Below are 20,207 nucleotides of genomic sequence, written 5' to 3' on the forward strand. Positions count from 1 at the left end.
GGCGAAGGGGGACAGGTAATTCGACATGAAGAACAGGGAGGTATGCGAAATGCAGAGCGCCGAAGCCGTTTTGAATGTCATCCGGGAGAGAGGCAAACGGGGACTACCTTTGGAAAGGGTCTATCGGCAACTATTTAACCCGCAATTGTACTTGATCGCTTATGCAAATTTGTACAGCAATAATGGGGCAATGACACCAGGAACGACCGACGAAACCGTGGACGGTATGTCACTGGGAAAGATCAGCAGGATCATTACTCAATTGCGCGAGGAACGATATCGATGGTCGCCAGTAAGAAGAGTTGAAATACCTAAGAAAAACGGGAAAACAAGACCGCTGGGGATTCCGACTTGGTCGGACAAGTTGTTGCAGGAAGTGATACGCCCTCATTCTAGAAGCGTATTACGAGCCGCAATTTTCCGAACATAGTCATGGATTTCGACCACAACGTGGCTGTCATACTGCTTTGCTGGATGTTACTCGTAACGGAAAGGGAACCAAGTGGTTTATCGAAGGTGACATAAAAGGTTGCTTCGACAATATTGATCATCGAATCTTATTGAGCATTCTCGGCGAAAAGATCCATGATAACCGGTTCCTTCGATTGGTTGAGAATCTACTAAAGGCGGGATATAGCAAAGATTGGCGCTACCACCCCACTTATAGCGGAACGCCGCAAGGCGGGATAGTGAGTCCATTACTCGCTAATATTTTCCTTGATCAACTCGACCAATTCGTAGAAAAGAAGCTGGTCCCTTCCTATACGAGAGGTAAAGCACGCAGGCGAAATCCTCTGTGGAATCAGGCGACTTGTAAGGTGTATCAAAACCGGAAGAAAGGTCGACACGAAGAAGCTCGCAAGTGGGACAAGATTAGACGCAGTATACCGTCTTCCGATCCTTACGATGTGGATTTCAGACGGCTCCATTACGTCCGTTATGCGGACGACTTCATCTTATGTTTTGCTGGGCCTAAGCAAGAAGCTGAAGCGATCAAGGATAAACTGAGGCTATTCCTAAGCGGAACATTGCAGCTGGAACTGTCCGAGGAAAAGACTCTTGTTACTCACGCTTCTTCCAAGGCTGCCCGATTCCTCAATTATGAGATCAAAAGCCAACAGTGCGACACGAAGATCAGTACCGCCAAGAATCGGGCTGTAAATGGAGTCTTATCCCTGCGAGTACCATTAGAGGTTATTCAATCGGCCTGTGATCGATACATGCGGCGAGGAAAAACGATACATCGACCCGAAATGGCGGCAGATTCAGATTACGACATCGTTCGGCAATACCAGTGGTATTATGCCGGGTTAGTGAATTACTACCTTCTCGCGCAAAATGTCGGTAGTTTCTCCAAGCTTCGATGGACCATGGAGTCTTCACTGCTAAGGACGCTAGCCAATAAGCATAAGAGCAGTATTAACAAAGAGTGGCAAAAGCGTAAAAGCAAAGTGATGACACCCTACGGATTTATTCGATGCGTTATCGCGACTCATCCCAGACAAGGTAAGGAGCCGTTGATATCCCGGTTTGGAGGCATTCCCTTGCGAAGACAGCTTAATGCCGTGATTAAAGATCAAGTTCCCATCCGCCGGCCCCGTCGAACGGAGTTAATCAAACGACTTTTGGCGGAAAAATGCGAGGCATGCGGAACGGCCAGTCAGTTGGAAGTCCATCACGTGCGGAAACTGTCTAACTTAAGGAAGAAAGGGCGTAAGGAACTTCCGGACTGGGCGAAAATTATGATTGCTCGCAGGCGCAAAACATTGGTTCTCTGTCAGTCATGTCACCATGCAGTACATGCTGGTAAACCATTGCCACTCCAAAACCCGGAATGAGTTACTGGAGAGCTGGATGATGTGAAAGCATCACGTCCGGTTCGGTGGGGGGCGGTTGGAAAAGGAACTTACAGCTACCTCGCTAGCCGCCTACCCGACAATATTAAATGGCCCGGTTGCTTTAGAGGAGTAACCGGGCCGGGGTCGCTTGCCCTCCGAAATAGATTACTGATTATTGCTCAGAGCTTAATAGTTTCAATGACTAATCTGAGGACAAAAAATACCTCCTTTCGGAACATCTGATATATGGAGGGTTCCAGGAAGTGGCTGCCCAAATTTCAAATTAGTTTGATCGGAGCGTTCATCTATGTTCCTTGATTTCACTTGTAAAGGACTCGATTTTACTTGATGTTCATCTGTTTCTAGAGCAAAGGATTGGTAAAATCCGAAGCTCAAAGCTAGGGTTATAGCTAAGCAAGTAATCACAAGTTGTTTTTCCATTATAATTCCCTCCTCCATTTAATAATGAATGAATTTTCGCTTGGTGAAAACATCCCTCCATCGATTCGTATTTGCAATTATGTAGTAAAGAATAATATATAAAGATAAATAACAAAACACAATAAAGATTTGTGGAGTTATAAAGAAAAGGTAAGGCGGATCGATCATTAATAAATACACAAACATCCTTCACTAATGTTCCCTGTGTTTGCGCTAGACTCATCATTAAGCTCTTTGTTTTCCAATAGGGAATTCCACTAGAAAACCCTATAATTTTCAAAGATTGATATTTAGGGGAAGATAATTTATATGACATGAATCATGAACAAGTTTATTGCCTTACGTGCAATGGTCTTGTACATAAGCTTAGGGCAACAGGAATAATGAGAACAGGGTACTATTTGATCGAATTTCCAATGGCGCTTAACTGTATCTATTGTATGCCGGAGATTAATTTGTAGGCGCAAGCATCCATATTAAGACAGTACGAGGAATATTACTATCAGATAACCTTTCATCTTATTCGAGATGAGCAACTTGCCCTTCAGGCAGCTTGTAACGCTTTATTACATGTATCTAGAAATCTCGATTTTTCACAGAAACCAGCGAAATCCAAAGAAGGTTAAGTATGCAGCAATGCATTCGGCGTTAGATGTGATTCGAGAGACAAAGGTCAGGGGTATTGCGGATCAATCGGCAGCGGAATTTTTTACAGGGGGAGTTCCATATGAAAAACATCGGAATTGTCCGGCAAGTGGATGAGCTGGGGCGGATTGTCATCCCCATCGAATTACGGCGTGTTTTAGGGGTTGACGAAGGAGACGCGGTTGAATTTTATGTCCATAAAGAGGCTAAATATTTGATGTTTCGTAGGTTAAAGTCAGGGTGTTTATTTTGCGGGTCCATCGAAGCGTTAAGCTACTTCAAGGGCCAACTGATCTGTGCGTCTTGTTTTCGAAGTATGAGGAGATCTGAGCCGAATGCTGCTGAGCTTGAGAGTGCCATAGCTATGGAATTGCGTGAGCAGCGCGGCACCGGGAGCGGTGGCCAACAGATTATGAGTCAGGCGCGAGCAGCAGATGAAGCAGCTGTAAGGCATGAAGAGGAGCAACAAGAAGAAAAAAAGAAAAGGGGAAAACAAGTGGATACTCGGAAACGACTTGCCAAAGTTATGCAGACGCATCCAAACGCTTCACAAGTCAAATGGGCAGAAATGATCGGGGTCACCCAAAGCTACGTCACTTATTTAATTCGAAGCGCGAAAAAAAAATCCAACGCAGAAGAATGTGTTGGATTTTTTATATCTCAAATGGCTTTTTCTCGAAAGATACGATCATTAGTGATAATTCAATTGCTCTAACATGGTGTTGGAGTTTATATTTACAATTTGATATTTTCTTTTATATCTTTAAGTAACTTAATAACCTCTTCATTGTTTTTTTAGATCTGTTTATATGACCTATGATACTAAACATAGTAACAATATTTATTATGAGTGTTAAGACTCCAATTAATTGAAGTACTCCTTCTTGCATTTACAATCTCCCCTTAATAAGGCCATTATCACGTTTTAGTTCCACAGCACTTAGAATAAGTTAGGGATTAGTTACAAGTCCTGAATTGCAATCAACTTGAATCCATAGCCTAGCGACTACTATTTATCACAAACAATGGTGAGCCGTTAAGACTAGGCTGCCGACATGGATCGGCAGCCTAGCTCCGTCTTTGACAATTGACGTAAATAATCCGACTTGAAAATTGTGATTTTATTCCATACGTTTGCGAGTGATGTCAGCTACTCTGGTATTACCCCAATACCGGCTGTACTGACCAAACCAATATGATTTTGCTCAATATAATAGTACACCTATTCCGATTGACTGGTAATGTTTAAAGGACTTGGTCGAGGGTTTCAGGAATAACATTTCAAGGACAATATTTTTATTTGGGTTGGAATAAAGAAAACGATAGGAGGTGGATACAAGTACAGGACTTCTAGTATATGTTAAATATTAACAAGTTACATTTTTTTAACTTTTCTAATGAAATTTTAATTTTCGTAGTTTATAACTAACTGTGTAGGGTGGCGTGTCCCTCTCTTTGATTTCGTTTTCGATTATATAGTAAAGCTCATTGGGACACGTCTAACCCTAATTTCACATCTTGGGAGGACTCTATGAATAACAGCATGAACAACATCAAGAAAAGCCGAATCGTCAAAGTTTTGACAGGAGTCGGTTTATGTCTCTCCATTGCTTTTTCCGGAAGCGCGCTGCTTCCTGCACAGCAGGCGAATGCTGCTGCCGCTTTGTCCGGTAGTTCCATTGCTGATAACGTAATAGCAACAGGCAAACAATTCATGGGAGTTCCTTATCATTTCGGCGCTCCATCGGGACGGACGAATGAATTTGACTGTTCTTCATTCACACAATATGTTTTCAAGCAAAACGGCATCAATCTTCCCCGGTCTTCGAGACAACAGTCTACCGTAGGGACGCCCGTTTCCAAAAATCAGCTGCAGCCGGGAGATTTGGTTTTTTCGGATACAAATCATGATGGCATTATTAATCACGTAAGTATTTATATAGGAAACGGACAATTGCTGCATACCTATCGGGTGGGCATTGGCGTTACGAGTTCCAACTTTGCGGGAAGCGCTTGGGAGCGAGGTTTCATGACCGCACGCCGCGTCATTCCTGAAAATGGACAAGCTCATACAGCTCCGCAGCCTACAGATACACAACCTTCAACTAATTAAGTCTCTAATGCGAGAAAACAAAAGCATATTTTCCAGATATTGAATTACTTCCGTTAGAGATCCGGAGAAACAGTAAGGGGAGAACTAAAGACAACAGAGCTTCATATGAGGCTATGTTGTGTTAAATCATCTTATTTTTAACATTTATCTCTTCGTCTTCTCCTTATAGAAGATGACGAGTTTGGATATTCAGCATTATTAAGCTACCCTGAAAATAACGAATAACGTAGGGCTAAAAAAGGCAGCAGGAAACTAGGCGCAGCGTTAAACGGTTTTTAAAAGCTGCGTCTTCTTTGTCTAGGTGGGTCATCGTTGTACACCTAAATAAGGTCTTTCCTATTTGCATACTGATTTTAATCAAATTCCCATTTTCGTTTGATATAGTTTAGTTGTTGTCTGAATAAAGGTACAACCACAAAAAAAACAACAAATTACTAAATTATAAGAAAAGGGTGGAATAAATTGGGTGAAATCATTCATCGAATATTGGATACAATCGCAGGGATGGGATATTGGGGAATATTAGTGGGGCTAGCTCTTGAGGTTATCCCGAGTGAAATTGTATTAGCTTTTGCTGGGTATTTAGTTTATAAAGGACAAATCAATTTAATAGAAGCAGTTGTTTTCGGAACCATCGGTTGTCTTTTCCAGCAGATTATTCTTTATGTGGTGGGTTTGTATGGAGGAAGGGCTTTTATAGATAAGTATGGAAAGTATCTTCATATCAAATCCAAACATGTTGATGTAACTGAACGTTGGTTTCAAAAATATGGTGCATTTGTAGTATTCACCTCACGCTTTATTCCTGTTGTCCGTCAAGCAATCTCAATTCCGGCAGGCATATCCAAAATGAATATGGTCAAATTTTTGTCTTATTCTGGTCTTGCCTCCGTATTATGGGCCATTTTATTTGTTTCGCTGGGTAAAAGTTTAGGCGAGAATTGGCAGAACATCAATGAGAAGGCTGCCCCTTATACCCAGCCAATTTTATGGGGAGCTATTCTTCTAATGATTGCATATATCTTGTATAAAGCTTTAACACGAAAGAAAAAAATACAGGGTTAGGGGCTTTATCCTAATAGGGTTAAAAGAACCAAGAGCAATTTGGGACTGAACACCATTTGTGAGACAGGGATAAAACACCTTTCAAGTTAAGCGGCTAGTCGTCGGTAATCAATCGGCGACTGGTTATTTAGTTTCGTATGTTTTTCCACCAAACGGCAAGTAAGTGATATCCGTTACGAGTTTTTGCATCGGTGCGTTGGCCTCGTATTAATGTTTTAACTGATGCTCCGCAATATATGTCGGCTGTCCTGTTGGCTTGCGTTTCTTCATCCTGACTCGACACTGGTAGTCCCTCACGTTGCATAATTCGCTACACTCGTTTGTGATTTGTGATTGATGGATTGCCCTTTTCGAAGCAGTGCAGTAATCTTGCGGTAGCCATAACGGAATTTATGTCGGGTGCAAAGTTGACGAATCTCCTCGGTAAGTAGATCTTCTCGTTTTGTGATAAGGGCTGCTTTCCAGCGGTAGTACGACGAGCGAGCAATTCCTAGCAGTTCACAATCTAGTTTTACGGACACTTCTCCTCGTATAGATTCCATCTAGGCTACTACGGCTTCTGGTGACACCACCTCTCCAATTCCCTGTACTTTTTTAGTAACTCCAGCTGTTGTTTCAGATACCGATTCTCTGCCTTTACTTACTCAAGTTCTGAGGTGTACTCAGGACCTTTCCCAAAGCTTATACTGCTTACCGACAGGCTGCTCAAGTCGATGAAGTTCCCCATTACGATACCACGACATCCAAACTTTAAGTTGAGCTACATTCCTGATCCCTAATTTGTCCATGACCTCCTTCGCTGGAATACCTGCTAATCTCATTTTAATTGCCTGCATTTTCACTTCTACGGGGTAGCTAACTCGTGTTGCCAACGCAAAAACACCTCCAAGTTGTCCTCCACATCTTACGACATGATTTCTTTCACTTGAAGATCTTTTAATTTGTCTCACATTACGGGGTCAGTCCCATTTTGCGCTTGGCACTTTTTTTTGCACCTTTTTCTGTTTGAGTAGTAGTATATATGTCTAGCACTTCAAGTGTCGGCATGATCGTGGCTGGAGCCAGTCCGCTGAAAGCTGTCCGTTCTCAAATTCTGATTCAAGTTTGCGTTCGCCTCATCAGCGGCGCTGACAAGCATCCTTCTGGCCCTGATGATCTACCGGCTATGGTTCGGTAAATTAGGTCAATTTTCACGCTCAGACTCGTAAAAACAACCTTGACTAAGAGGGCATTTGCTATGATGTTGATTTCCCTGCTTTGCGAGGATCCTAAAGTATTGCATCTGGACATAGCAAAAAAGGGCAGCGGGTTCATAACCCGATGCCCTTTTAAATGAACCGTCTATTTTCCGGCGATATGGTGCGGACGGTAGGGATGCGGATCGAATCATCGCTCTGATAAGCCAGCATCGTTTCCTTGGCTTCATCGCTGCGATGCTGTTTCAAACCCTGCTCAATATGCTTCCGCTGCCAGGTGGATTCACTGCTGTGATGGTTCTGGAGATCTACGGACCATCTTGGGGGGGGCTCTGCTCGTGGGCATCGGGGATCATCGGAGTCATCGGGGGTTAAAGCCGTATCTTACCAAAATGGAGGATTGACTGGGAGCCAGCGAGTTTAAAGGCCTTTTGTTTGTCCGTTTTATCCCCTTCATCCCGTATCAAGCCGTCAATAACGCCGCTCGAATCGCACTAATATTAGCTTGTCAAGACGAACGGAGTATACGGAAACGATCATGCTAATCAAAAAATGGCCGAGAAGCCGTTACCATCAGTGTGGCCAGCGTATCTCGGTCCCAGTTGAGAGATGGTTTTTTTCAAGCTCTTGAATGAGCCGCCTTATTTAGGCAGCGGCAGCCTATGCGATCCATTCTCTTCCGCTGCAGTCACGGTCGAGTTTCATGCGTTTATCTATGATGTATTCAAATACCATGAGGTTTGCATATCTAACGTTTTAGAAGAATACCTATTTTTCTGTGATCAAGTTAATTGCCTGTCTTCGTTCAATTAAATGATGCATAGAATATTCCAAATTTCCGTTATCTATGTAGGTGAATGAAGGGAGAACATGGCGATGATACAAAAGAAACCTCGCATGCATGTATTGAGCAAATGGGTTAAAACTAAAGCACTCCTTGGTAGCGATGAAGTTCGCCAATATATTCCGGATACCCGGAGATTATCAAAATCTTCACTTAAAACTATGCTTAAATCATACGGCATGGTGTATGTTAAACCGGAGAAAGGAACTTATGGGAAAGGAGTTATTCGCGTAGAGCAACGTGGGAAAGATGAGTATTCTTATCAGCTCGGTACCAAAGAGAAGGACTTTTGGGATTACGAGACATTCTATCTATCTCTTTTACGTGAAACAAATAAGAGAAGCTACCTGATACAAAAAGGGATTCACTTGGTGAAATATAAAAAACTGCGTTTTGATATAAGGGTAATGGTTCAACTGAGTCCCAAAGGTGTCTGGGAGACAACTGGCCTTATAGGAAGGGTAGCCCATCCAGAAAAGATTGTGACTAATTATCATAGTGGCGGTAAGATTATGGATGTTAAACGTCTGTTCGGTGAGCACCTCTCAACAAATGAAATGGAGAAAGTTATGCATAAATTAGATAATCTGGGTGTGGCCACAGCAAGACACCTTCACAAAAAATATCCTGGTATCCGACAAATAGGACTAGACATTGGATTCGATCATTCCTGGATACCTTGGATTATTGAAGTTAATACCAATCCGGATCCTTATATTTTCAACAAGTTGTCAGACAAATCTATGTACAGAAAAGTTATGAGATACAGAAGGGCTGCTTTGAAGTAAATGTTTGATTAATTCAATTCAAGAAGAGAAGTTCTTAACTCAGCCAGCTTAACTAGCTGCGATGCGAATCAAGGCTCCTTTTGTTAAGATCCATTTTGTTTGAATAAACTTGAAATCATCAACCTATCCTACTAGGTCAACAAGCGATTAGAGTATGTACAGAAGCAGATCAGTTACCGTATGTATGAAAGAACCAAGTCGATTAGTGACCTGGTTCTTTTCTGGCGTTTTACGAGGCTGTCGGCTTCGCGACTGTGATTATCATGTAATAGAGATTAAGCCATTTTACAAATTCGAACAGAGACATCTACTAATAATTCTTAAGGAGCACTAAGCGTCCCTTTAGCATAAAAACCTCTACCACATCATCGAAAAACGAATGATATCCTCTTTTGCCAGATCCTCACACAACACAACTTCCATCAACTCAAGATCAGTAACTGCCTTAATTCCATGCTTAGTGCCAGTTGGAATTTGCAGAACATCGCCCGCCTGCAGCTTATATAGTTTACCCTCCATAAGGATTTCCGCGCTGCCCGTCACAATCGTCACGATTTCTTGCCGCTCGAGATGCCGGTGGTAGCTCGTATATTTTCCGTGGATGAGCTTCACCTGCTTAATCATAACTTCAATTCCCGTTTCATCTTTCCAATAATTCAGGACACGGTAGAAGCCCCATCTTTTCTCTTCATACATTGGAATCCGCGGCACATGTTCGAGCCTATCCTTGATTTGATTAGCTTTATCCTTGTTAGCGATTAGGATGCCATCGAAACTCGCCGCAACCATCAGATCAGAGACGCCGATAATTTCGATGTGATAGGGAAGTTCGTTAATGAGATGGCTATTAGAGGAGTCGGCCGATATTCGCCCTGACCCCATCACTTTTTTCTCGAAATGACCACTTAGCGCGATCCAACTCCCCAGGTCATTCCAATAGCCATCATATCCCATGACAACAGCTGACTGTGTTTGTTCCACGACTTCTCGGTCGAAACTGGTATTTGCAAGATGTCCGTAAATTCCCAGCCAATTCTCAACTTGGGTCGGATGCCCCTTGTCCTTCAATAATGTCAGCATGAACTTCAAGGGGAATGCAAATACGCCGCAGTTCCACATCGCGTGATGTTCGATTAAGTGACAGGCCGTTTGCTCATCTGGCTTTTCTATGAATTGGTGAATAAATGAAAAGTCGTCATTCCCTTTGGGCAGAACTGGAACGATATAGCCGAACTGATTGGAAGGAAAGGTAGGTTTTGTTCCGAGGAGAGCGAGAGCTGCTTTAGAATGCAAAAGAACATCGGGAAAACGAAGGAGCAGGCGAAAAAACACGGTATCTGCGTAAGTGTTCACTGGAAGAACACAAATCGTTTCATTTGGATCTACTTGCAGCTTCTCATGAAGATAACTTACAGCATAAGCAATGGCTGTGAAGGTTCCTCTTTTATAGGGTTCGGCCAGGATAGGGATATACTCGCCATCATAGTTACGGGTAATTTCCACTTGACTGTGATGTGTGACGATACATGTGGATTGAAGCAGCCCCACCTCATTCAATTGTCGGCATATCCGTTCAATCATCGATTCCCTGGCCCCAGCTTCGGATTTCAAAAGCCTAAGAAACACCTTGGAGCGAATCTCATTGGATAGCGGCCACAGTCTTTTTCCTGATCCCCCGCATAACAGTATAATACGCAAGCTGATTCCTCCATTTTTATTTCTTGGATCGAATGACTCTTCAATCGCATGCTTTATTAATAACCCGGCCCAGTCCCAGGATAAGCGATGCATATCCTTTCTGCCTTGGCGCCCTTTTTGTTTGCAAAGTCCGGGATTTTGGTACGCTTTCCTCATGAGTTTTTTAAACCGCCCATAGTTGTCCCTTTTGAACAAACAGGTTACTGAACTTTTTCGAGATGGCTCTGTTCATGCTGCTTGACGGCTACGAGTCCGTAATCTGGAACGAGGTGCCGCATATCCGTTTGTTTTGATCACAAGTACGAGTTTTTCTTTTGAGGAAAACTCTTCCCAATTTGTCCTTTAGCACCTCCATATATCTGATTATATGGATTATCATATGATGGAGGAATGAAACAGGGTGGGCGTAATGAGCGTGAAAAACACACAAAAGTAAAGGAAACAGGAAGAGCAGAGGTGACGCTGCATTCACAGAGCCCGCACAGAATGGGTAACTTATGCAGCTGAGAGAAAGATCATTTCATAGCGGCAGCGAGCCTCTTGTCATATGCAGACGAAAAAGGTGGGGGATACAAGCCTAGTATATAAGTGATAACCTCAAGGATTGGCACTTGAGCATTTTGACTGGTTGACGGCCCGCCGGACAAGCTTGTATTTTCAAAACTAAAATACTCTTTGCAGTCCAGAGTCGGCAATTATGCAGAGCGAGTCCAACGACTCGTAACAGAAAAATACAAAGGTTATTAGGATGGACAGACCGGCTGCAGTGGTGTAGGAAGGTTTGAAATTTAAGGAAGAGAACACCTGTGGATGTTCTCTTCCTTTATTGTTCATAGTTTGTATTCATGCGAATTAGATACACTCTCCAAAGTGTTGAGATTTGCTAATACCCCGTATTTAATACCGATGTGATATTCTAATTAAAATTTCAACACTCCTGATTGTGAGTTATGTTCTTAGTTCCCTTTATTGCCGAATTATTCTTTGTTTTGAATTACACATCGTCGTCAAAGAAAACATCCTGGCTGGGCGAATAACCGGGAATAGGCGGGCAGCAAATTAACTTGCTCACTCACGGGCTCATGGCCACTTTTTCCCAAGTATTACTAAAAAAAAATCTCTTTTCTTTGGGGTTTGGGTTTCGCATGCTATTTAAATGGGTAAATTTAAATGGGTAAATTAAAATGTTAGCTTTTAATTTGCAGCCTTTACCGGGCTATTGGACTAATGATTCTCTTTTCGGCTTCATGAAAGGATGTTTTCAATGAAAGTACTTGTGGTGGATGATCATGAAGTCAATCGAATCGTATTGGTTAGAATCTTACTGAAACTTGGTTATTCTGCAGACACTGCGACCAATGGGTTAGAAGCCATTGCAGCGACAAGATCTAAATCCTATCAGCTCATTTTTATGGATATTTACATGCCATTCATGGATGGGATTTCAGCGGCTGAAGAGATTGTTTCCTCCTTAGTTAACCCGCCACATATCATTGCCGTCACAACAGATCCAAGCGAAAAGACACGTTGTCAGGGGTTTGCGGATTTTATTGAAAAGCCCATTAGTTTCAACCGAATTAAACAATGCATTGATTCGTTGATTTCATGAGACCACAAAGCGAGTGGGAAAGATTCTCGGGTTTTCCCAGCCTTACATAAGTCGAGCCATTCGGAAAATGGAATATAAAATAGCCAACTCAACGTAGTTGGTTATTTTTTGTTTCTGGCTTCGAACGTAGGAAGGGCGCTGCAGCCAACTATGTTATTCCGGATCGAGGAGAATCCCTTTTTCCATTTGTCGTCTTCTCTATACAGATGATGACGAGTAAGGATATTCAGCGTTATCAACCTAACGGGCAGATTACTGGAAATGATTATCCTCATTTATGGGAAACCTTATCTTAGAAAGTGAGGGGTAAAATTATAAGGAAATTGTTCGTGTTGCTCATTCTCTGTCTCCTGGCTTGTGACTTCACTGCTAAAGTATCCCGAACTAATTCTAATGCGCAAGTGTTTAGTATGACGGCAAATGAAATTCAAACATCCTATGTAAAATGGGGCCTAGATTTAGATGGAAGCTGAATAAGTCAAGGAATTAATTCGCTTGTCGTCATATTACGAAAAGTAAAAAGATATAAAACCGTATCGTGGTCCTTTTCCAAAAGGAGGGCCATTTCAAGTAAGCATAACCACGAAATTAAATGAACTTTTCACTTTTACAGTTGGTGTTGGTGGAGAAGGGTATGTCCTTTTCCCTGGATGGAAGGTGCACCTGCCGGAATTTCATGAATTTATGAAGCCATTTATCGCTCGAAGAGCCATTGAAGCTAAGAATCACATGTTAGAGTGATTTAACTAATAGGGACATGATGGTTGAGTATCTGTTTTACGATAAAGGGCTGCGGCACAGCTCCTTTACTTCTGTAATAAAGTCTGACACTGATTGGCTTATACCTCTGGTTAGCTATCTTACAATAAAGGGAGCAAATCCATTTACTTTTTGTGTACAGGCAATTCCTGCCGGAGCCAGATGGCCGAAGGGTGGGCAAAGAAATACTTGGGTGATGAATGGGAGGTAAACAGTGCCGGTATTGAAGCACATGGCTTGAACCCTCGCGGTGGAAGCGATGGCGGAAGTTGGCATCGACATTTCCGACTAAACCCTGATATCATTGATCCGGAGCTACTGAATACGGCTGATCTCGTCGTTACCTTATGTGGAGACGCCGCTGATCGCTGCCCGATGACACCACCTCAAGTGGCAGAGAGCACTGGGGTTTTGATGACCCTGCTAAGGCGCAGGGAACAGAAGAAGAGAAATGGCTGTGTTTCAACGAGTCCGTGACCAAATTGGGGCGTCAAGAATTATGTCCACTTCAAAATATGAAAAAACTTAGTTCAGATGAAACATCACATTTACCAATGAGATTGGCACTTAATGGCGAAGCAGATGATAGGCTGGCTGCTGAACAATATCTTAGAGAATTAAAGATATTGTCCACAATCAGAAATAATTATTAAAAATAAAAACAACTCGGGATAACCCGAGTTGTTTTTATATTCTTTTAATTGACGTACAATGAATGGAAACGGATGGTAATGGGGCCACATTTGTGTCATTTATGGGGTCAAATTTGTGTCATTAGTCATCCGACAATTTTCCATTAACGGAATTGTTCAACTTTCCTGACATATGTACAAAATACGAGTTTTGTGAAATTGTATAAAGTAAACCGCATAACAGCACGGTTTTACCGGTCCATATTATTCACTGCATTTCTCATCTCTTCATCTGTTAAGTGTGTATAAATCATGGTCGTCTGTATCGATGAATGCCCCAATTGATTTTTTAATCGCGGTACATCGTTATTCTCCAGGTGGTACCGTGTCGCAAAAGAGTGTCTTAAGGAATGCACCGTCAACGCCGGCTTTCCAAAAGCTGCAGCGTACTTTTCAATTAACTTCTCAATTGATCTTGGTGTTAACCGCCGGCTTTTTCCTTTACGACCAATTGGCGCTGCTATAAACAAATAATTTTCGGATTTTTCCGCTTCGTAACGCGTTTCTCTGATCTTCAGGTAATTTTCCAAATCAAGCAATGCTTGTTGGCTAAAATAAACATATTGCTCTTTATTGCCTTTACGCAATACACGAACCAAACCTTTATTCATATCCAAATCTTCAACGTTGATTCCTGCGACTTCAGACAATCTGAGTCCGGATCCCAGGATCAAAGATACAATCGCCGTATCCCGTTCACGATTAAATTCATGAAAACGAAATATTCTAAGGTTGGATTGATTCAGCACACCATAATCATGGGCGACAAATTGCCGGAATATTTCAAAATCGTCTTCACGGAGTATTTTGCCTTCAATGCGGTTAGCGATCGTTTCCTGGGTTTCCTTAACCGAGTTAAATTCGATTTTGGCCATGACATTACGCTGTATATATGGCTTTAAATCCGAAGTTTCCGCATTATTTTGCAAATAATCAAACAGTGATTTTAACGCAGACAGCTTGCGATTAATGGTGTATTTGGTATTACCAAGTTGATACTCCAAAAACGATAAAAAACTTTCAACCTCACGAACCGTTAAACTTTCTAATGAAGTTAATGAAACTTCTTTACGGGTTGCTGCCGAAAATTTCTCCGAAACGAGCCAATCAAAAAAGATAATGTAATCGTGACAATAATTCAGGAGCGTTGTAAGCGACAATTTGCGCTTGCGGCTATCTATGTATTCAGTGACGTACCAAGGTAACTCGGTTAATTTATCGTCAATCCGATTCATGTAATGTGATTTTATGCTTTTATCCATAATCAGAACCCTCCTTATAATATTATCATAATATATTCATTATTTATTCGTCAAATTATTATTTTACGTAATTATAATGGATTGCTAGCTACGGTCATCTTTCTATCTGAACTTGATCTTTGACAGTTTCAGAGGTCCTAACTAAATTGGCTTCTGATACCTCTCATTTGCATCAACCATTACCGCCAAGACTTGCTATTTCAGCTTCATCCAATAATTCTACCTAATTCGTTGTTAGATCAAACAAACAATGTCCCTTTACATGGAGTTTTGATTCATAAGAACAGACGTTTTCCATCGATTTGTCCATTTTTGTAATTCATGTACCGACACTATTATTTACCTTTCACATAAGAAATCCCCTCAAAACGAGGGGCATGCACCTCTGATCTTGTTTATTAATCTTTCCGGGCAGCATTCTACATGTTTTGATAACATGCCTCCCTTTCTTTGACAAGTTTCTAGCTTCACAGCGTATTTATTAGAGAATACCATCAAGGCTGCAATTCGTGAGGCTACTTTTAAACGATCTTTAGCTCTCATGCTTCCTGTATTTCGAGATGCCACTCTGCTTTCATTTGTTTCTTCACAGAGAAGCTCACAGCCTTTCATATACAATTCCTTCTGCGTAGATGGAAAACTACCCTGTCGTATATAAAGATTAAAGAGAAACTTTAATGTGATCGGCTTAATTGCAAGTGGAATTACTTCCTTCTCCCATATTTCATTCATGAACTTATCAGCATCTATACCTAGTTCAGTTGCTGCATAATATACATCCACTCTTCGCAATGGAACTAACTCAATGATCTGGATGTTATCCTTTCTTAGAGTATGAATTTCCTCCAGAATTCTCGATACTTGGTAATGCATCCTGTAAAGCTTATTCCATTGCCCTACATCCGTAAATTTAATGAGAATGTTGTTCCTTTTGGTCTTAAACTTTCCGGAGTGTTATTTATCTTGAACATTTAATTCTCAAATGATAATATTTAATGTGTTATTTTGGATTAAATTATACATATATTGGGGTGCCAAATGAAATTCTTAAAGCTTTTTACCATCTGTTTATCCATATTTGCTGTGGTACTCATAGGGACAGTCCTATACATCAAACTAGTCGATCCAGATATCATAGTAATGAATAACAGGCCAAACACTTTGGCATCTCCTCCAGTGACACATAATAATGTGGATACCACTGTGAAACAGAAGTCATTGGAACCGTCACCGGATGATACAGCTGAAGCTCCATCGTCTATTCAACCTGAGCCTTCTAAGGTTGTACCAGTATCTAATCAACCCGAGCCTTCTGAAGCCGTGCCATCGTCAACATCCAAACCTAACAATGTGCAGCCAACGCCGAATCCACCAAGCGCAAGTAATGAATTGATCATACCGGCTCCAAGTTCAAAGTCTGATCCAAGCACTCACATTATCGGTAGATGGAAAGTTGCTACTAAACCGAAGGTGAGCATTGAGTTTTTTCAGGATGGCACGTTTACAAAGGGAACTTATCATGGTAAAAAAGATTACAACGAATTTTCGGGTACATATTCTTTTAGCAGTAACTCGCGTTTGAAGCTACAGTATGAGAAATGGACAATAGAGCTTCCTTCAGGCTATAAAAATACGCGCGCGGATGATTCAAGTCATGTGTTCGATATTACCATTGAAGGCAATGAACTTGTAATTCCCGATGCCGTAGAAGTATTCGGTGACACCGTACTGGTTAAAGTCAATTAAAAAAGCTATGTTCATTGCAAAAACAGAATCAAATAATAACCCGCCCCTCTTTACTAGAAAAGGAGCGGGTTTTGTTATCTATAATCCCGTTTCGGTAAACGGAGCCAAACCTTTGTGTAAGATCAATTTCAATAACGTCAGCTTGCAGCTTAGGTGTTTTTTCAATGTTACTAAGGGGTCTTGACTACCTCAAGACAGGGATTTTACATTCACTTATCCTTTACTCTCAATTTCCACCAATCTCTTCTCCCCATGCCGACCAACTCGTACAATTCGCGAACGCATCTGATAAATGAACCCGTTACCTCGGCCTTTCATATCATCTTAATTATATGTGTCACAATATATATAAATATTATTTTTGTGTTTATATCATAAAGGAAAACAATATGGCCAGTATCATTTAGCTTAAATTACTCATCATCATACATTTTTTACCTGTTGTTGCCTTTCTTTATACTTTGCTATTTCCTTTGTTCTTAATCTTTTTTTCCTCATTATTATCATCTATTGTTATTATTAAGTTCATTTAATTCGTTCTAGTCATGTTGTTCATCATTTAAGTATTGGATCTTCAGAATCATCAGTTATCAAACTGATCTTAATAATCAATATCCTAATAATTCATCCTTTACTTAATTAACTTTTAAAAGTTTACTCTCATGATGATCAGCTGTCATTGAAGCTTAACTGCTAATATAGGAAAAGATGACGTAATCAACCCAAGTTAACATAATATTATTTACGTTATCTTTATTCGGCGATTTAAAATAAAAGCCCTCCCCTTTCGATTATTTAACCACATTTAATAATAGTATTTGAACCGGCTCTATCCATCATTTTATCAATTGGGCACGTCTTCCCAAGACAAAAAAGAAGCAGGAAACAGCATAAACTGTTTCCTACTTCTCTTCATTATCATGAGATCGTTACATCGCAGCTTCAGTCAAAATCTCTTGCGGAATAGGCATTTTATGAATGGTACGCAGGAAGCTGATCGTTTGGTTTTCGGAATGCATAATAACGGAATGGGTCTCTGCTTTCTGATTCGGCAGGTAACGCACGCCATTAAGGAGATCTCCAGGAGTTACGCCGGTTGCCACGAACAGCACGCTTTCACGGCCTACCATGTCTTCCATGCTCAGCAGCTGGCTTGAATCAGATATTCCCATTCGTTTGCAGCGTTCCACTTCTTCAATACCATCCGGCAGCAGGCGCCCTTGCATTTCACCACCCATACATTTCAGTGCTGCAGCGGCAAGAACACCTTCAGGAGCGCCTCCTGAACCTACATACATATCGACTTCACTTTCGGTTGCTGCTTCAATGGCACCCATAACATCTCCGTGACTTAAGAGCTTGATGCGGACACCGGCAGCTCGAAGTACAGCAATGATCTCACGGTGACGGTCCCGATCCAGAATCGATACTGTCATATCCGATAAAGGCTTATTCAAAATACTTGAGGCTTTGGCAAGGGTGGTTTCAATGGGATCGTTAAGAGATAAGTGACCGGCTAGCATTGGCCCAACAGCCAGCTTCTCCATATAGATGTCCGGAGCATGCAATAAATTACCTTCCGGAGCTGCAGCAATAACCGAAATGGCATTATTCAGCCCGCTAGCGACCGTTTCAGTGCCTTCCAACGGATCTACCGCGATATCGATTTTAGGTCCAAGGCGATTACCAACTTTTTCTCCGATATACAGCATTGGAGCTTCATCCATTTCACCTTCTCCAATAACGACAGTTCCATCTATAGCGACGGAGTTCAATTTACTCCGGATTGCCGTTGTTGCTGCGTCATCTGCGCTGTTCTTATCGCCTCTTCCCGTCCAGCGGGCCGAATCGATTGCGGCTTTCTCCGTAATACGTACCAACTCCAAAGCTATATGATGTTCCATTTCTCTTTTCCCTCCATCTTCTTCATCTTTAAAAATGTTGCATAATCAGTCCTGCGGTTTCTTCAATGGCCTTATCCGTCACATCTATGACCGGACACCCTAAAGAATCATATAATGATTGCGCATATTTCAGTTCATCCTGTACACGTTCTAACGAGGCATAATGGACATCCACCGGAAGTCCCAAGGCCTTGAGACGCTCGGAACGGATTTTAACCAACTGCTGCGCATCGATCGTCAATCCGAATATTTTGCCGCTGTTAACTTCCCGTAATTGAGCAGGAGGTGTCAGTTCTGGTGCAACAGGATAGTTGACGACCTTTTTCCCTTTATGGGCCAGAAATATCGATAACGGTGTTTTCGACACGCGCGATACGCCAAGCAGAATAATATCCGCTTTAAGAACAGCGCCGACATCCTTGCCATCATCGTTGTTGACTGCAAACTCAACGGCTTCGATCCTGCGGAAGTAGTCTTCATCTAGTCTGTGCAAGAGTCCCGGTAACCGTTTTGGGGTATCGTTAAAAGTGTCAATCACAGCTTGCATCATCGGGCCCATGATATCGACGGTGCGGACTTGAAGCCGAATAGATTCTTCCTTTATGGCTTCTCTAAGTTCCGGTTGAACGATGGTGTAAATCACCATGCCTCCACGGCTGGATACTTCCTCCATGAGCCGGGTAATCTCATCTTCATGCCGAACGTTCATGATTCGTTTGATTTCTGTGTTCATTAGCTCAAACTGTCGAAGGGTCGCCAAGGCTACTGCTTCTGCAGTCTCGCCGATCGCATCCGAGCAAATGGCTATAACACGAGTTGACGCCTGTTTCATCCCATTCCTCCCACTAATTCTCTGCGAGCATTTCAAGTAATTTTCTGATGATATTGGTTTTGGAAATCCGTCCAACCACGTTAACGTCCCCATCTTGCCCAGAGGATACAGGTACCACGACCGGCAAGCTGTCGATCTGATGCGTAATAATTTTCCGGGCTGCCTCCATAACAGAGTCCTCAGGAGATACTGTCACGACATTAGCTCTCCGTGTCATGATAAAGCTCACAGGCATGGCGGATGCCGCGGCATTACCGAGTGTTACCTTCAGCATATCTTTACGTGATACAATCCCTACGAGCTTCCCTTCTTCATCGGTGACAATGAGATGGCCTACATTTTCCAGAAACAAGGTCACCACTGCATCATGTATGGTTGTCGTTTCGCGGACAATGACAGGTACTCCGTGAATATCCCCAACCTTCATGTCAAACAGATTCTGCTTATTCTCATCTTCCGTTATTTTTCGGGTTCCCGGAAAATATCCGACTTTAGGTTTAGCATCGATGTAATCCAGACTAACCAGGATAGACAGATCGGATCTGATGGTTGGACGGGTTAAATTCAGCATCTCGGCGATTTGTTCGCTCGTTATTGGAGCATGTTTCTTGATGATATCCAGAATTTCCAATTGACGGGAAGTCAGCTTAATAATGAATTCCCCCTCTCCAGTGCAATGATTTATTTCTGTATAATACGTCATATATAACCAATAATCAATATATAATACGTCCTATATTTTATTTGATTATATTTTTCGATGATAAATAGGTAT

18 protein-coding genes are annotated in these 20,207 nt (G+C 41.9%); 10 read left to right on the plus strand and 8 right to left on the minus strand.

The genetic code is table 11. The annotated features are described in order from the left end of the window. Positions 1–25: 25 nt before the first annotated feature. A complete protein-coding gene (locus E6W40_RS30075; RefSeq protein ID WP_246072981.1) occupies positions 26–430 on the plus strand; it encodes an RNA-dependent RNA polymerase family protein in 405 nt (134 codons plus the stop codon). Next, positions 390–1,838 (plus strand): reverse transcriptase/maturase family protein, encoded by a 1,449-nt coding sequence (locus E6W40_RS12430; RefSeq protein ID WP_246073076.1) that lies wholly within the window; start codon positions 390–392, stop codon positions 1,836–1,838. Before E6W40_RS30075 ends, E6W40_RS12430 begins: the two co-directional genes overlap by 41 nt. 195 nt (positions 1,839–2,033) lie before the next feature. Here the strand turns inward: E6W40_RS12430 and E6W40_RS12435 are convergent, their stop codons facing one another. Continuing rightward, positions 2,034–2,279, minus strand: a complete 246-nt coding sequence (locus E6W40_RS12435; protein WP_136605739.1) for a hypothetical protein — start codon at positions 2,277–2,279, stop codon at positions 2,034–2,036. Between the two features lie 727 nt (positions 2,280–3,006). On the opposite strand from E6W40_RS12435, the gene E6W40_RS30285 reads away from it, so the two are divergent. The 3 genes from E6W40_RS30285 (at position 3,007) to uptA (ending at position 6,102) form a co-directional block, all read left to right on the plus strand. After that, on the plus strand, positions 3,007–3,639 hold the full coding sequence (locus E6W40_RS30285) for an AbrB/MazE/SpoVT family DNA-binding domain-containing protein (protein WP_136605740.1): 633 nt from the start codon (positions 3,007–3,009) through the stop codon (positions 3,637–3,639). An 816-nt stretch (positions 3,640–4,455) separates the two neighbouring features. Next, positions 4,456–5,037: a C40 family peptidase gene (locus tag E6W40_RS12445; protein ID WP_246072982.1), complete on the plus strand. Its 582-nt coding sequence runs from the start codon at positions 4,456–4,458 to the stop codon at positions 5,035–5,037. Positions 5,038–5,499: 462 nt separating this feature from the next. Continuing rightward, a complete protein-coding gene (gene uptA / locus E6W40_RS12450) occupies positions 5,500–6,102 on the plus strand; it encodes an undecaprenyl phosphate transporter UptA (RefSeq protein ID WP_246072983.1) in 603 nt (200 codons plus the stop codon). Between the two features lie 293 nt (positions 6,103–6,395). On the opposite strand, the gene E6W40_RS30485 is transcribed toward uptA, so the two are convergent. After that, positions 6,396–6,644 carry an IS3 family transposase gene (locus E6W40_RS30485; RefSeq protein WP_425464921.1) on the minus strand — a complete coding sequence of 83 codons (249 nt, stop codon included), beginning with the start codon at positions 6,642–6,644 and terminating at the stop codon, positions 6,396–6,398. 479 nt (positions 6,645–7,123) lie between these two features. Here E6W40_RS30485 and E6W40_RS29485 point away from each other — a divergent pair, with 479 nt between their 5' ends. Next, positions 7,124–7,279 (plus strand): hypothetical protein, encoded by a 156-nt coding sequence (locus tag E6W40_RS29485; protein WP_168928906.1) that lies wholly within the window; start codon positions 7,124–7,126, stop codon positions 7,277–7,279. A gap of 895 nt (positions 7,280–8,174) precedes the next feature. Beyond that, positions 8,175–8,930, plus strand: coding sequence for a YheC/YheD family protein (locus tag E6W40_RS12460; protein WP_136605741.1), 756 nt, complete (start codon positions 8,175–8,177; stop codon positions 8,928–8,930). A 357-nt stretch (positions 8,931–9,287) separates the two neighbouring features. Here the strand turns inward: E6W40_RS12460 and E6W40_RS12465 are convergent, their stop codons facing one another. After that, a complete protein-coding gene (locus tag E6W40_RS12465) occupies positions 9,288–10,628 on the minus strand; it encodes a sugar phosphate nucleotidyltransferase (RefSeq protein WP_168928907.1) in 1,341 nt (446 codons plus the stop codon). 1,264 nt (positions 10,629–11,892) lie between these two features. On the opposite strand from E6W40_RS12465, the gene E6W40_RS12470 reads away from it, so the two are divergent. Next, entirely contained in the window at positions 11,893–12,237 is a 345-nt protein-coding gene (locus E6W40_RS12470; protein WP_168928908.1) for a response regulator, read from the plus strand. Between the two features lie 921 nt (positions 12,238–13,158). After that, complete coding sequence (locus E6W40_RS12475; RefSeq protein WP_136605744.1) at positions 13,159–13,473, plus strand: low molecular weight phosphatase family protein; 315 nt, start codon at positions 13,159–13,161, stop codon at positions 13,471–13,473. A gap of 406 nt (positions 13,474–13,879) precedes the next feature. Here E6W40_RS12475 and xerS read toward each other — a convergent pair whose 3' ends face one another. Next, positions 13,880–14,950, minus strand: a complete 1,071-nt coding sequence (xerS, locus tag E6W40_RS12485; RefSeq protein ID WP_136605746.1) for a tyrosine recombinase XerS — start codon at positions 14,948–14,950, stop codon at positions 13,880–13,882. A gap of 363 nt (positions 14,951–15,313) precedes the next feature. After that, positions 15,314–15,823: a hypothetical protein gene (locus E6W40_RS12490; RefSeq protein ID WP_136605747.1), complete on the minus strand. Its 510-nt coding sequence runs from the start codon at positions 15,821–15,823 to the stop codon at positions 15,314–15,316. A 165-nt stretch (positions 15,824–15,988) separates the two neighbouring features. Between E6W40_RS12490 and E6W40_RS12495 the strand changes: the two genes are divergently transcribed. Continuing rightward, positions 15,989–16,696: a hypothetical protein gene (locus E6W40_RS12495; RefSeq protein WP_168928909.1), complete on the plus strand. Its 708-nt coding sequence runs from the start codon at positions 15,989–15,991 to the stop codon at positions 16,694–16,696. Between the two features lie 929 nt (positions 16,697–17,625). On the opposite strand, the gene glpX is transcribed toward E6W40_RS12495, so the two are convergent. The 3 genes from glpX to E6W40_RS12510 are packed head-to-tail and all read right to left on the minus strand — an operon-like array spanning position 17,626 to position 20,135. Continuing rightward, positions 17,626–18,600, minus strand: coding sequence for a class II fructose-bisphosphatase (gene glpX / locus E6W40_RS12500; protein WP_136605749.1), 975 nt, complete (start codon positions 18,598–18,600; stop codon positions 17,626–17,628). Between the two features lie 28 nt (positions 18,601–18,628). Beyond that, the gene (locus E6W40_RS12505) at positions 18,629–19,432 is read right to left on the minus strand and encodes a pyruvate, water dikinase regulatory protein (RefSeq protein ID WP_136605750.1); all 804 of its coding nucleotides are present in this window, start codon (positions 19,430–19,432) and stop codon (positions 18,629–18,631) included. A gap of 13 nt (positions 19,433–19,445) precedes the next feature. Further along, on the minus strand, positions 19,446–20,135 hold the full coding sequence (locus tag E6W40_RS12510) for a CBS domain-containing protein (protein WP_136605751.1): 690 nt from the start codon (positions 20,133–20,135) through the stop codon (positions 19,446–19,448). Positions 20,136–20,207: the final 72 nt, after the last annotated feature.

The sequence above is a fragment of the Paenibacillus dokdonensis genome (assembly GCF_004916975.1).
In the GTDB taxonomy this organism is placed as follows: domain Bacteria; phylum Bacillota; class Bacilli; order Paenibacillales; family Paenibacillaceae; genus Paenibacillus_AQ; species Paenibacillus_AQ dokdonensis.

Coding starts and splice junctions, on each gene's coding strand:
- E6W40_RS30075 (WP_246072981.1), top strand. CDS start 26: ATGAAGAACAGGGAGGTATGCGAAATGCAGAGCGCCGAAGCCGTTTTG.
- E6W40_RS12435 (WP_136605739.1), bottom strand. CDS start 2,279: ATGGAAAAACAACTTGTGATTACTTGCTTAGCTATAACCCTAGCTTTG.
- E6W40_RS30285 (WP_136605740.1), top strand. CDS start 3,007: ATGAAAAACATCGGAATTGTCCGGCAAGTGGATGAGCTGGGGCGGATT.
- E6W40_RS12445 (WP_246072982.1), top strand. CDS start 4,456: ATGAATAACAGCATGAACAACATCAAGAAAAGCCGAATCGTCAAAGTT.
- E6W40_RS30485 (WP_425464921.1), bottom strand. CDS start 6,644: ATGGAATCTATACGAGGAGAAGTGTCCGTAAAACTAGATTGTGAACTG.
- E6W40_RS29485 (WP_168928906.1), top strand. CDS start 7,124: ATGTCTAGCACTTCAAGTGTCGGCATGATCGTGGCTGGAGCCAGTCCG.
- E6W40_RS12460 (WP_136605741.1), top strand. CDS start 8,175: ATGATACAAAAGAAACCTCGCATGCATGTATTGAGCAAATGGGTTAAA.
- E6W40_RS12470 (WP_168928908.1), top strand. CDS start 11,893: ATGAAAGTACTTGTGGTGGATGATCATGAAGTCAATCGAATCGTATTG.
- E6W40_RS12475 (WP_136605744.1), top strand. CDS start 13,159: ATGGCCGAAGGGTGGGCAAAGAAATACTTGGGTGATGAATGGGAGGTA.
- xerS (WP_136605746.1), bottom strand. CDS start 14,950: ATGGATAAAAGCATAAAATCACATTACATGAATCGGATTGACGATAAA.
- E6W40_RS12490 (WP_136605747.1), bottom strand. CDS start 15,823: ATGCATTACCAAGTATCGAGAATTCTGGAGGAAATTCATACTCTAAGA.
- E6W40_RS12495 (WP_168928909.1), top strand. CDS start 15,989: ATGAAATTCTTAAAGCTTTTTACCATCTGTTTATCCATATTTGCTGTG.
- glpX (WP_136605749.1), bottom strand. CDS start 18,600: ATGGAACATCATATAGCTTTGGAGTTGGTACGTATTACGGAGAAAGCC.
- E6W40_RS12505 (WP_136605750.1), bottom strand. CDS start 19,432: ATGAAACAGGCGTCAACTCGTGTTATAGCCATTTGCTCGGATGCGATC.
- E6W40_RS12510 (WP_136605751.1), bottom strand. CDS start 20,135: ATGACGTATTATACAGAAATAAATCATTGCACTGGAGAGGGGGAATTC.